This window comes from Opitutaceae bacterium TAV5, assembly GCA_000242935.3.
GTDB lineage: Bacteria > Verrucomicrobiota > Verrucomicrobiia > Opitutales > Opitutaceae > Geminisphaera.
Window position 1 is genome coordinate 4,063,111 of the sequence record CP007053.1, and the last position, 12,835, is coordinate 4,075,945.

The following is a 12,835-nucleotide window of genomic DNA, read 5'->3' on the forward strand; positions in this document are numbered from 1 at the left end:
GGGCCTGGCAGGGACTCAAGAGGCGAGGGAAAGGCCGGCTACTTCGCCGGGACCGCAGGGACGGCCGCAGGTGGCGGAGTCGTGGTTTTTTCTTTCACCACACCGGGCGCAGGCGGGGCCGGCGGCGGCGTGGTAAGCTGTTTGTAGTGCTCGATGTTCGAGGCGACGGATGCCTGCGCCTGTTCGGCGAATTTTTTGGCGCGGTCCGGATGCAGGCGGTAGAGGAGCTGGTAGCGGTTTTCGCTGGCCTTGAACTTGTCGAGCGACTCCTTGGGCATCGGGGAGTCGAGCGTCATCGGAGCCTGGCCCTGCTGTGCTTTCAGCGGATTGTAGCGGAGCAGCGGCCAGTAGCCGGTGTCGACCGCCAGTTTCTGGTGGTCGAGCGAATCGCCGAGAGCGTAGCCGTGGGCGACGCAGGGCGAGTAGGCGATGATGAGAGCGGGGCCGTCGTAGGCCTCGGCTTCGAGGAGCGCCTGCACCGTCTGCGAGTCCTTGGCGCCGAGCGCGACGCGGGCGACGTAAACGTGGCCGTAGGTCGCGGCCATGAGCGCGAGGTCCTTTTTCTCGGTTTCCTTGCCGGCGGCGCTGAACTTGGCGATGGCGCCGAGCGGCGTGGACTTGGAGCGCTGGCCGCCGGTGTTGGAATAGACTTCCGTGTCGAGGACGAGCACCTTGACGTTGGTGCCGATGGCGAGGACGTGGTCGAGGCCGCCGAAACCGATATCGTAGGCCCAGCCGTCGCCGCCGAGGATCCAGACGCTCTTGCGGACGAGGTAGTCGGCGAGCTGCGCGAGGCGACTGATGCGCGGGTCGGCGTCGCCGCCGGCAGCGGCGAGGTCGGCGAGGATGGGCTTGAGCGCGGCGACCTGCGTGCGGGCGTCGTTGATGCCGGCCTCCTTTTTCTGGTCGGCGGCGCGGAAGGCCTCGACGAGACCGGCGGGGAGCTTGTTTTCCGCGGCGAGTTCGTCGAAGAGCTGGCGCGCCTGGGAGGCGAGCTGGTCAACGCCGGCGCGGATGCCGAGGCCGTATTCGGCGTTGTCCTCGAAGAGCGAATTGCTCCAGGCGGGGCCGCGGCCGTGGCGGTCGGTGCAGTAGGGCGTGGTCGGCAGGTTGCCGCCGTAGATGGAGGAGCAGCCGGTGGCGTTGGCGATGAGGAGGCGGTCGCCGAAGAGCTGCGTGAGGAGTTTGACGTACGGCGTCTCGCCGCAACCGGCGCAGGCTCCGGAGAACTCGAAGAGGGGTTTCCGGAACTGCGCGCCCTTGACGGTATCCTGCAACACCTCGACGGGCGGGGGCGGCAGCTTGAGGAAGAAGTCGAAGTTGGTGTTCTCGGCTTCGCGCAGCGGGGCCTGCACGGCCATGTTGAGCGCCTTGTGATCCGGATCGGTCTTGCTCTTGGCGGGACAGACCTTGACGCAGAGCGAGCAGCCGGTGCAGTCGTCGGGCGCGACCTGGATGGTGAAGGCGTGGTCTTTCGTCGCGCCGCTCCGGAAGGGGACGCTCTTGAAGGTCCCGGGCGCCCCTTCGAGCGCGCTGTTCGGGTAGACGGCGGCGCGGATGGCGGCATGCGGGCAGACGGTGGCGCACTTGTTGCACTGGATGCAGATCGATGCGTCCCAGACGGGGATGTCGGGAGCGAGGTTGCGCTTTTCCCAGGCGGCGGTGCCGGTGGGCCAGCCGCCATCGGGCGTGAAGGCGGAGACGGGGAGCAGGTCGCCTTCGCCGGCGAGCATGCGGGCGGTGATGCGCTGGACAAAATCGGGCGCGGCGGGAGAGACGGTTGGCGGACGGCCGTGGGGGTTGGTGGGCGCGGCGGGGACTTCGACGGTGTGGAGGGCGGCGAGGGCGGAATCGACGGCGGCCCAGTTTTTCTTCACGACGGCCTCGCCCTTGCGGAGGTAGGATTTCTTGATGGCGGCCTTGATGGCGGCGATGGCGGCGTCGCGCTCGATGACATTGCTGAGCGCGAAGAAGCAGGCCTGCATCACGGTGTTGATCTGGCCGCCCATGCCGGCGGCGCGGGCGACGGTGAGCGCGTCGATGGCGAAGACTTTCAGCTTCAGGTCGATGATGCGCTGCTGCATCTCGCGGGGGAGCATGTCCCACGCTTTGGTGGCGTCGCCGGGGGTGTTGAGGAGGAGCGTGGCTCCGGGGCGGGCGCAGGCGAGCACTTCCATCTTCTCGGCGAAGGGGAAGTGATGCACGGCCACGAAGTCGGCCTGGGTGATGAGGTACGGGGCGCGGATGGGTTTCGGGCCGAAACGCAGGTGCGAGATGGTCATCGCGCCGCTCTTCTTGGAATCGTAGACGAAAAAGCCCTGGGCGTTGAGCTCGGTGTCGCCGCCGATGATTTTTATGGAATTCTTGTTGGCGCCCACGGTGCCGTCGGAGCCGAGTCCGTAAAAAATGGCGCGGCGGGTGTCGTCGGTCTCGACGCTGAAGTGTTCGTCGTAGGGGAGGGAGAGGCCGGAGATGTCGTCGTTGATGCCGACAGTGAAGCGGCGGCGCGGGGTGGTCAGCGCAAGTTCGTCGAACACGGCCTTGGCCATCGCCGGGGTGAATTCCTTGGAGCCGAGGCCGTAGCGGCCGCCGATGAGGGTGACGTTGCCGGCGAGGGGGGATTCGGCGATGGCGGCGATGGTGTCGAGGAAGAGGGGTTCGCCGAGGGCGCCGGGTTCCTTGGTGCGGTCGAGGACGGCGATGCGGCGGACGGTTTTCGGCAGCGCGGCGATGAGCGCGGCGGCGTCGAGGGGACGGTAGAGGCGGACGTTGAGGACGCCGGTCTTGCTGCCGGATCCGGCGGCGTTGAGGGCGGCGGCGGTCTCGGCGCAGGTTTCGGCGCCGGAGCCCATGACAACGATGACGCGATCGGCGTCGGGCGCGCCTTCGTAGTCGTAGAGATGATACTGGCGGCCGGTGCGGGCGGCGAGGTCGTCGAAGGTCTCCTGGACGATGTCGGCGACGGAGGCATAGTAGGGGTTGGCGGCTTCGCGGGCCTGGAAATAAACGTCGGGGTTTTGGGCGGTGCCGCGGATCGAGGGGGCGTCGGGGGTGAGGGCACGTTTTCGGAACTCGGCTATCTTGTCCTGGGGCAGGAGGGCGGCGATGTCATCGTCGGAAAGCAGGGAGATCTTCTGGATTTCGTGGGAAGTGCGGAACCCGTCGAAGATGTTCATGAAGGGAACACGAGATCGGAGGGTGGCGACATGGGAGACGAGGGCAAAGTCCTGCGCTTCCTGCACGTTGGAGGCGAAGAGCATGGCGGAGCCGGTCTGGCGGCAGGCCATGACGTCGCCGTGGTCGCAGAAGATGGAGAGGGCGTGGGTGGCGAGGGAGCGGGCGGTGACGTGGAGGACGAAGGGGTGGAGCTCGCCGGCGATCTTGTAGAGGTTGGGGATCATCAGCAGGAGGCCCTGCGAGGCGGTGAAGGAGCTGGCGAGGGCGCCGGCCTGGAGGGCGCCATGGAGGGCGCCGGCGGCGCCGCCTTCGGACTGCATCTCGATGACTTCGGGGCGGTGGCCCCAGAGGTTTTTCTTGCCGGCGGCGGACCACTCGTCGACCCACTCGCCCATGGGCGAGGAGGGCGTGATGGGATAAATCGCGAAAAATTCGCTGATCCGGTAGGCAACGGAGGCTACGGCTTCGTTGGCGTCGAGTGTCGCTTTCAGGGGAGAGATGGTCTTGATCATGTCGTGCGTGTTTGTCGTACAGGGGGCAGTGGTTGCTTGAATTGGTCGTTCTGTCCTCTATGGGGGCCACCATACTCCCGGGGGGGCCGCGCTACTCGGCGAGCGTTGTGCAAGCCTGTGCATTTCTTGCGGAGGGGTAGCACGGAACCGATCACCGGGGGCGGTTTCTACAGGAGAAGCGCAGGCCGGATGATGAACGGCAACACGCACTTTTTAAGTTTTTCTTATAATAAGAGAACGGATGATGAACATGGTAGATTTCTTGCAGCAGGATGCGGTCAGGGAAAAACCGGCGAAAGCTTCGGCCATAAAGGCGGAGCGGGCCTGCGCATGGGCGGAGGTGCAGATTCGGGGTGATGTCAGGGGCGAGAAGAACCTGGACAGCCCCCTGCATCCTTGACGGGTGGCACGCCGGCACACGGTGGTCCGTGGGCGGGCAGAATTGTCATCCCGCGCACCAGAGGATGGATCGGAAGGAAACCGGCCTACTCCGGAGCTACGTAACCCCTGGGGCCGCCGAGCTTCATGAATTTGCCGTGCACATAAAGGCCGGCGACGAGGGCAAGGACGGCCAGCACGCCGGCAACGACGAAGGTGTAGCGAAACACGCCGCCGCTGCCATCGATGATGAGCCCCATCACCGGGGCGAGCGCCATGTTGGCAAACGCCGTGCAGACGCTGGCGGCGGAGGCGAACTGGGCGTACTTCTCATGAGGGAAAAGCCGCTGGCCGAGTGAGGCGGCGCTCGTGAAGTAACAGCCGGAAAGGACGCCATGCGCGACCCAGGCGACAAGAAACGATGTGGCCGTGGTTGCGTAAAGGCTGCCGAAAAGCATCACGACGACGTAACCGGCCAATGTGCCGATGGCCATGCGCAGGGGATGAAAGGCATCCGCCATCCAGCCGAGGAAGAACGAGAGGCTCAGGGAAATCAGGTAGGTAAGCGCAAGGTATTTTCCGTAAACCTCCATGTCCACGCCAAGGCTGCGGGCGTAGGGAATCGCAAAGATGTTGATCGGGCCAAAGGCCATCATCGCGACCTTCAGCAATATAAAAACCGAAAGGTAATAGGGATTGGTGAAGCACTCCTTGAGGTAGCGCTTGGTTTCACGCCACCATCCTCCGGCTCGGCCGGCCAGACCCGATTGGGCAGACGTGGCAGGAGGCGGAGGCGGCGGGTAGCTCCCTTCCTTCACCTTTAGGCAGGCCCACATGAAGGCGATGCCGTAGAATACGCCGATGAGGCAGAGAATGAGCGTAAAGTGACCGGGCACTTTTCCCATGATCCAGTAATTGAAGATCATGCCGTCGATGAGGCTGATGGCGCGGAAAAGTCCGTAAAATCGACCAAGTAGTTCCTTGGGAACTACGTCGTTGATGAGTCCTCCGAAGACGGCGCCGCCGGCAATGGTGGCAAACTCGAAGGCTGCCCAGAAGACGCCGAAACAGACAACCGCCACGACCATTTCGCTCTGTTCGGGAAAGTGCCCGTGGACCCAGTGGGCGACGATCGGGGTGACGGCAATGCCGATCATGCCGAAAGCGGCGATGGGCGTGGTGACAATCAGGAAGGGAATGCGCCGTCCCCATTTGCCGCGGTGCCGGTCGGATTTTACACTGATGACCGGCCCGAGCGTCACTCCGATGAGCGCGGGGAAGGAGCTGATGAGCAGCCCGAAAAGCAGGTTGGGAACATTGAGGTGGTTGAGGTACCATTGCGCCATGGGGCCGACGGAGCGGTCGCGCATGGACCAGGCAAAGTCACCGAACAGGAGCCAGCAGAAAAGCACGACGAGGCCGCCGCTGGTGTAGACGAGCGTGCCGGAGCGCCAGGTTTTTGCGGCAGGCGGCGACGAGGGTGGGTTGTCGGCGGTGACGGGTGTCATAATGGTTGATGGCGTTGGCGCGATTCACCCACGGCGCAGGGTGCACGATGATACATTCACGCACGGGAGCGCGTTGCGCGATGGAGGGCGGCGAAAGACCGCGAGGCGGTTCCGGCGTCAGGAGGAGACGCCGGGCTCAGAATCGCAGCGAATAAACGAGCGAGCCGGTCGCGGGGATGCTGAGCGTGACCAGCCGTCGAGATGGCAGCGGGGCGTTTTGTTCCGAGACGCGGGGCTTGCCCCTGGCGCCTGTGTAAGCGAGCTCCACCAGGGGGGCCTTCCGGTTGGCGCGAAGAAGGGTCACTTTGTCACCGTCGATTTTGAGCGTGTCGTTCGCGGTGAGGATGAAGGGGAAACGCTCTTCAAAATCGCCTTTGGCCGTGATCCGGACGTCGATGCCGGAATCCTTTAGCGTCACGATTTTGTCTCCCTGGGAACCCAGCGGATAGGAGAGGGCCACATCGCCGTCGGGAAGGTCGGCGGCGAGCGGAAGCGGGGCGGGCGCGGGCTTGCCCGCGATGGCGAGGGTGGCGTTGATGCCTTCGTATTCAAATGGCAGTGACGCCCCGGGCGCGTGTGTGCCCCAGGATGGCTGATCGTTTTGCGCCTGGCCTTGCAGCAGGATGCCGGTGTCGGGGCGCCAGAGCAGGCCGAGGCCAAGGCGTTGTTTTCTGGAGGCGCGGGCGCCGGTGGCAAAGGCGCCGTACCAGGCGGGCCGGCGGGTGTAGTAATATTGGGCGTCGTACCGGGGATCGCGTCGCAAATGGTTGAAGCGGTCCCGGGCCAGGTAGGGCAATTGCTTGCGGGCTTCGTCGCGCTGGGCCTGGTCGGGATACCATGCGGAAGCGCGGCGCTTTTGGAAAACGTAGGGCGTGTAGGCCCAGAAGTCGCCCACCTTGAGCGGAGCGACTCCCGGCCAGCCGGAGGTCAGGCGTTCGCGTGTTTGGCGCAGGATGGCGGCCTGTTCCTCACGGGTGCGCGAAAGGGCGCGCGCTTCCGGAATGAATTCGGCCATGGGCGTGTTGATCGGGTGAACAACGGGCTGCGACTGGCGGGTCTCGATGGCGCGATTGACGGCGAACCAGTTGGCGCCGGGCTGGAGCAGGGTGTTGTAGGAGAGAAACTCGAACCAGTGTTTTTCCTCCTCAATGAGCTGATCGGCGAAGGGCGTGCCACGCAGATAGAACCAGGCTCCCGCCGTGTTGGAGGCATGCGTTCCGAGAGTGTATCCAAAATCCGGACCCTTGGCCTCGTAGAAATAACCGGCGGTGCTTTGGAAGTCGGCGGTGCTTTGGCGGAAGCGTTTTTCCCAAAGGGCGCGGATCTCGGCGTCGTCGGGATGCAGGTGGAGCCATGCCAGGCCACCGGGCCAGGCGTTGCCATACTGGTTGGTGACAATGGTGGCATGCCGGTAATAGTCGTCGCGGGAGAACAGGCGGACAAGGGCCTTGCGCTGCGTGGCGTGGGCGCGCTCGAGGACGGAGGCGTCAATGGGCACGGGGCCGCCGGAGGCGTCGGGCGCGGTGGCGATGGCGAGAAGCTCAAGGGTTTCGCCGAGGAATTTGGTCATGAAGCCGGTGGCGGCGAGATTCCACTTTTGAGGGCCGTATTCGGAAAAGGCACCATCCGGAGCCTGGATGTTTCCGATGAAGTCGAGCGCGGCTTCGAGGCGTGCCTTGACGGCAGGATGGCCACGATAAGGATTCCACGTGCGATCCGCGGTGTAGAACCAGGCGAGCGAAAGAACGTTCTCCATGATCCGGGCGTTATAGGGCTGGTTGTCCTTGGCATTGCGCCAGACGACGAGGTCGATGAAACCCAGGTCGGGATCGTTTTCGCGCACGGCATTGGCGAGCTGCGCGAAGTGGGCGAGCGGAGTGACGAGGTCGAGATCATCGTCGCTGAAATCGGCGACGGAGATTTTGGAAAAATCAACCGGAGGGACGGGGGACCAGGACGCGCCCGATACGACGGAACAAACGGCGAGCGTGGTGAGGGAGAGGACGGACAGGAGGCGCATGTGGGAATTAGAGGAGAGCCTGAAAATACATTTTTAACCGCGAATGAACGCGAATTCGTGACGGCAGGAGAAGACAGGAGGTATGTATATGATTATTTTAACAGGATAATATCGTGTCTGGTTCGCGCCCGTTCGCGGCCAGTTTATCGGATTGGGGGAAGAATTTCGGGAGGCTCCCTTGATTCTCGATTTCTCAATAGCCGATGTGGACGTTGCGACCGAGGATTTCGCCTTTTTTAAACTGGCCGACGTGGCCGTCAACGAAGGCGACGTTGATGGTGTCGCCCGGATGGCGGTAGCGGAAAATGGCCTTGGAGGTGGGGTCGGGTTCGTCGCTGCTGGTGGCGATGGGCGTGGCACCGGAGGAATCGGTGGCCACGGTGCTGGTTGCCTCGGTGACGTTGTAGAAGTTGGATTGCGCGCCGCCCTGAGTCTGTTGCGCGGCGTCGGCGAACAGGATGACCTGGGTGGGACGTGGAACCGCGCCTTGCCGCAGGGGCTTTTTGCCTATACCCGCACTGTCCTTGCTGTCGTCCACCATGATTGCGGGGTGTGCGGCATACGAAACGAGGTTGGTTTCCTCCGCAACCGGGGGTATGTAGAGCCGCCCCGGACAGACGCCGACGGCGTTGCCCGTGCCGTAAATCTTGTCCGCATTCAGTTGTGTTTTCGAGCCGAGGTAGGGGCGCAGGGTTTGCGGCCAGAGCAGGGAGCCCGCGTTGTTGTTGTCAGAAGCGGCGACGCCGCTGCCGCCGTTCTGGACGGCGCGGGATGGCGGATAAAAACCGCGTTCGTCGGCGAACATCAGCGCGGCGATGGCGATCTGGCGGAGGTTGCTTTTGCAGGTGACGGTGCGTGCCGAGGCGCGCACACGCCCGACCGTCGGGATGATAATGGCGGCGAGGATGCCGATGATGGCGATGACGGTCAGCAGTTCGATGAGCGTGAAGGCGCGAACGCGGGAAACACGCGGGGATTGGCGGATGATGGAGTGCATGGCGGGGCGAGGTTGTTTTTTGGGAGTTTATGACATTAACGACGACGGATGAAAAGCAAACCGGCGCAGGCAATCAGGCCGAGGAGAAGAGCAGCTGATGCGGGCTCGGGGATGGCGGTCAGGGAGCCGGTGAGGGTGAAGTTGTCGAACTCAAGGTTTTGCGTGTTGCCAGCGGCCTGGATATAGATGCGAAACTCGACCGTGGTGCCGCCGACGATGCTCTGGTAAACGGAAGACGAAAGAGGAGTGGAAAAGTCCTTTAGCGTACCGTCGGCACGGGTTGGAAGGCCATCGGCATTCGATCCCTGAAGGAGAATCTTGTCACTCTCGTTGCCGAATCCGGTGAGGGACGAGAGGACATAAAAAGCGCGGACACTCGAGTCGGATGCGTTACCCGAACCTGACGCGGCCTGAAGGGAGACGGAGTCGATGGAAAGCGTGTAACCTTCGGCGACCGTTAGAGAGAAGGAGAGATACGCGGCGTTGGTGAAGGTGTTGGGAAAGCTGTAGCCGGTGGTGATCGCCGTGGCGGGCGAGACGGTGATCGCCGTGGAGACATAGCTGGTGTTGTTGCGGAGGACGTTGTTGAGATTGTGGGTCCCGACGGCGGAAGCCGTGATGCCTTCGATGGCCGTACAGGATTCCAGGATGGCGCTGTTGGTGCTGCCTTCGAAATCCCACGTGACGAGCGTGGCGGCGGGAAGCGTGGCGACCGAGAGCACGACGGCGAATGCCGGAAGGAGTTTGCGGGTAATGTTCATATCGATACGGGGAATGCGGTTAGGATGAATGGCGGGTGACAGCTTGTGTGCAGAAAGGAGTGCCGGAGGAAAACATGACGATGGCTGGCGCCAGGTCGAACGGTTCATATTGCACACTTGTGCAATCGTTGATTGTTAGATAGTTGTGAAAACAGGGATTTTCCGGGGAACAGGCATTCTCCGGTCAGGATTACCTTCCAAATCTCTTTTTGCGTCTCAACCATCTCCGCCCGAAACATCGGCGGAACGTCCCCACCACTTGTTGAGGGAGAGAATCACCTGGTATCGTTGCGCTTGAGCTTCTCCAGCAGAAAGCCGAACAAATCCGGCCATTTCATGCGGGAGTAGTCATTGTTGTAGTTGATCTCGTGTTCGATTCCCGCCGCCTCGAGTTTTTCTGCCAGACCGGCGCCAAAGTTTGCCGAATGCGGCGGGTCCTTGTAAGGCTGGCCGAGGTTGGGCGGGTTGTCGTAAAAAAGCAGTACGGGCGGATCACCGGGGCTTGCCAGCGTATACGGAGAAAACCTCTGAATCCAGGGAAGCAGCCTTTCCCGCTTTTCGAGAAATTCCTGCATGCTGCCCAGTCCGAAGGCGTGGTTGCCGTACTGGATATTCGGAATCCATGCCTGCATCTGCCGGGGATCCAGCGAAGTCTGTGGGACGAATGCCAATACGCAGCGCAGGCGCGTGGACTCGCGCGAAACGGGATCGGGACTCGCCGGCTCCGCCGTATCGGGATGAAAGGCCAGCCACAGGGCGGTGAACCCGCCGGCCGATCCCCCGCAGCCGCCGATCCGCTCCTTGTCGATGCGCCATTCATCCGCCTTGCTGCGCACGAACTGGAGCGCGCGCGCCGCATCGTCCAGGCATGCCTTCACCGGGGGGCTGATCCCTGCGGCGCTGGCATCCGGAATCAGGCGGTAGTTGATCGAAACGACCGAAATCCCGGATTCGGTGCACTTGGCCAGAAAGTCCGGGTTGGCCTTGTCTCCGGTCATCCAGCCTCCACCGTGGATGAAAAACAGGAGCGGCGTCTTGCCGGAGTTGGCCTTGCCTGCCTGATCCGGCGTCGCTTGATAAAAATCCAGCACCTGCCGTTCGTGTTGGCCATAGGGCACATTTGCCAGAGTTGGCTTTGGCACGGCAGCGGATTCTTGCGCGTGCCCATGTGAACAAACCCCGATTATGACCGCAAGGAGTGCAGGGATGGGGAAACGGGAGCGAAGTGTCATCCGGGAAAGTATATTTCCCATTGTGATGCTTGGAGTTTTCATGCCAGGATTGTGACGGGGACAGGACGACGGCTTGCGGTCAAGGAGGAGTGTCGGGACAAAGCATGGCAGAAGGCAGCCCAAAGTGGAACGGTTCGTAATGCACACTTGTGCAATCGTTGATTGTCTGATGCGTGTGGAGACATGGAATCCTCGTCCGAAAGAGTCACGCTCCAACAACTGGCGCGGCGGCTGGGCCTTCATCACGGGACGGTGTCGCGGGCGTTGCGCGGGCATCCGGGGATCGCGGCGGAGACGGTGCGGCGGGTGCGCGAGCTGGCGAAAGCCCTGGGATACCAGCCGGACCCGTATCTGGCGGGTTTGTCCGCATACCGACAGGGGCGGCGGGCTCCGCATTTCACGGGCACGCTGGCATGGGTGACGAACTGGCCGACGCGCGACGGGTGGCGGAGCAATCACGCGTTTCCGCAGTATCTCGACGGGGCGCGGCGGCGCGCGGAATCGCTGGGATACAAGGTCGAGGAATTCTGGATACGCGAGCAAGGGCGCGGCGCGGAGGCGGCGTTGCGGGTGTTGCAGGCGCGGGGTGTGCAGGGGCTGTTGCTGGTGCCGCAACCGGAGTCGCATACGCGGCTGGATGCGGATCTTTCGTGGTTTTCGGCGGTGACGTTCGGCACGACGCTGGAGGCGCCGGAGCTCAACGCGGTGACGAGCCATCCGTATCGCACGATGATTGCGTTGCTGGAGAAGTTGCGCGAGCTGGGTTATCGGAGGCCGGGATTGGCGGCGTCGTGGTTTCACGAGGAGCGGGTCAACCGGATGTGGTCGGCGGGGTTCTGGGCGTACGAGGCGGAGCGCGGCCGGCGGCGGGGCGTGGTGCCGCCGTTGCTGATGGAGCGGCTGGATGGCGGGGACGAAAGGGGGTTTTTCGGGTGGTTGCGCAAGCACCGTCCGGAGGTGGTGATCGCCACGGATCACGGGAAAGTGCGCGCGTGGCTGGAGGGAGCGGGTTGGAAAATCCCGGAGGAAATCGGGTTGGTGCCGCCGATCACGTCGGATAACTCGTGGTTTTCCGGGATGAACGAGAATGGTCCGGTCATGGGGGCGGCGGCGGTGGACCTGCTGGTGAGCATGCTGCACCGCAACGAGCGCGGCGTGCCGGAGCATCCGCAGCGGGTGATGATCAAGGCGACGTGGGTGGAGGGGAAGAGCGTGCGAGGGCAGTGATCCCCGGCTGGCCACTGGCCGCCTTGGGCACGCGACGCGGGGTCGATGGGGGCGCCGCGTGTCTTGTCGACGGCGAAAGCAGGCAAACTTTCGCCCGATCGCGCCGCGCGATAACGTAAGGGAATCACAGGGAGCGACAATCCCGGGGTAGTTGCATTGAGACAAACCCCGGGACATTACTGCATGACCAACGCCCACACCTATGATCAAACCACTTCTTGCCTGTCCCGTTTTTGCGGTCGCCTTGTTCGCCGCCGGCTGCTCCTCCGCCTACTACAACACGTTGGAGAAATTCGGCTACGCCAAGCGCGACCAGTTGGTAGACCGGGTGGACAAGGCCCGGGAGGCCCAGTCGGAGGCGAAGGAGCAGTTCGCCAGCGCGCTTGACCAGTTCCTGGCGGTGACGAAGGCCGACGGGGGCGAACTTCAGCGCAGATACGAGTCGCTGAATCGCGAATACAAACGAAGCGAGGAGCGCGCGGGTGAGGTGCGTTCCCGGATCGACGCCGTGGAGAGCGTGGCCGATGCGCTTTTCAAGGAATGGCGGCAGGAGATCAGGCAATACACCAACGACACGTTGCGGACCGAAAGCCAGCGGCAGCTCGACACGACGCGGCGCAGCTACGACAACGTGATCCGGTTGATGCGCCGCGCCGCGGGGCGGATGGACCCGGTGCTCGCGACGTTCCGCGACCAGGTGCTGTTTCTGAAGCATAACCTGAACGCCCGCGCCCTCGCTTCGCTTGACTCGACCAATCGCGAGCTTCAGGCGGACATCTCGCGGCTCATCGCCGACATGGAGGCGTCGATCCGGGAGTCGGAGGCGTTTATCAAAAACCTGCAAGCCGGCCCGTAAGGCGCCCGCAGACACCGGGCCGGCGGATGCGGATGCTTCCCTGTCCACGTAAACGAGGAGGCCGTCGGCCTCGTGGCCGATTCCGATCTTTGCGTGAACCTGGAGAGCGGGAAGAGACGCTGGCCGGGCGAGACGCGAGGTGTGGTTGGGTGATGGAGACTGTTTTC

9 protein-coding genes are annotated in these 12,835 nt (G+C 63.3%); 3 read left to right on the plus strand and 6 right to left on the minus strand.

Annotated elements, in window-relative coordinates:
• Positions 1 to 38: 38 nt before the first annotated feature.
• Complete coding sequence (locus tag OPIT5_17455) at positions 39 to 3,689, minus strand: pyruvate-flavodoxin oxidoreductase (GenBank protein ID AHF91737.1); 3,651 nt, start codon at positions 3,687 to 3,689, stop codon at positions 39 to 41.
• Positions 3,690 to 3,930: 241 nt separating this feature from the next.
• Here OPIT5_17455 and OPIT5_17460 point away from each other — a divergent pair, with 241 nt between their 5' ends.
• Positions 3,931 to 4,089 (plus strand): hypothetical protein, encoded by a 159-nt coding sequence (locus OPIT5_17460; GenBank protein AHF94487.1) that lies wholly within the window; start codon positions 3,931 to 3,933, stop codon positions 4,087 to 4,089.
• Positions 4,090 to 4,174: 85 nt separating this feature from the next.
• Here OPIT5_17460 and OPIT5_17465 read toward each other — a convergent pair whose 3' ends face one another.
• The 5 genes from OPIT5_17465 to OPIT5_17485 form a co-directional block, all read right to left on the minus strand.
• On the minus strand, positions 4,175 to 5,575 hold the full coding sequence (locus OPIT5_17465) for an MFS transporter (protein AHF91738.1): 1,401 nt from the start codon (positions 5,573 to 5,575) through the stop codon (positions 4,175 to 4,177).
• Positions 5,576 to 5,711: 136 nt separating this feature from the next.
• Positions 5,712 to 7,595, minus strand: a complete 1,884-nt coding sequence (locus tag OPIT5_17470) for a hypothetical protein (protein ID AHF91739.1) — start codon at positions 7,593 to 7,595, stop codon at positions 5,712 to 5,714.
• Positions 7,596 to 7,788: 193 nt separating this feature from the next.
• Positions 7,789 to 8,592 carry an N-terminal cleavage protein gene (locus tag OPIT5_17475; protein AHF91740.1) on the minus strand — a complete coding sequence of 268 codons (804 nt, stop codon included), beginning with the start codon at positions 8,590 to 8,592 and terminating at the stop codon, positions 7,789 to 7,791.
• Between the two features lie 35 nt (positions 8,593 to 8,627).
• The gene (locus OPIT5_17480) at positions 8,628 to 9,353 is read right to left on the minus strand and encodes an anchor protein (protein AHF91741.1); all 726 of its coding nucleotides are present in this window, start codon (positions 9,351 to 9,353) and stop codon (positions 8,628 to 8,630) included.
• A gap of 275 nt (positions 9,354 to 9,628) precedes the next feature.
• Entirely contained in the window at positions 9,629 to 10,585 is a 957-nt protein-coding gene (locus tag OPIT5_17485) for a lipase (protein AHF91742.1), read from the minus strand.
• 183 nt (positions 10,586 to 10,768) lie between these two features.
• On the opposite strand from OPIT5_17485, the gene OPIT5_17490 reads away from it, so the two are divergent.
• Both OPIT5_17490 and OPIT5_17495 read left to right on the plus strand, forming a co-directional pair.
• Positions 10,769 to 11,812, plus strand: coding sequence for a LacI family transcriptional regulator (locus tag OPIT5_17490; protein AHF91743.1), 1,044 nt, complete (start codon positions 10,769 to 10,771; stop codon positions 11,810 to 11,812).
• A gap of 202 nt (positions 11,813 to 12,014) precedes the next feature.
• Positions 12,015 to 12,668 (plus strand): DNA repair ATPase, encoded by a 654-nt coding sequence (locus OPIT5_17495; GenBank protein AHF91744.1) that lies wholly within the window; start codon positions 12,015 to 12,017, stop codon positions 12,666 to 12,668.
• Positions 12,669 to 12,835: the final 167 nt, after the last annotated feature.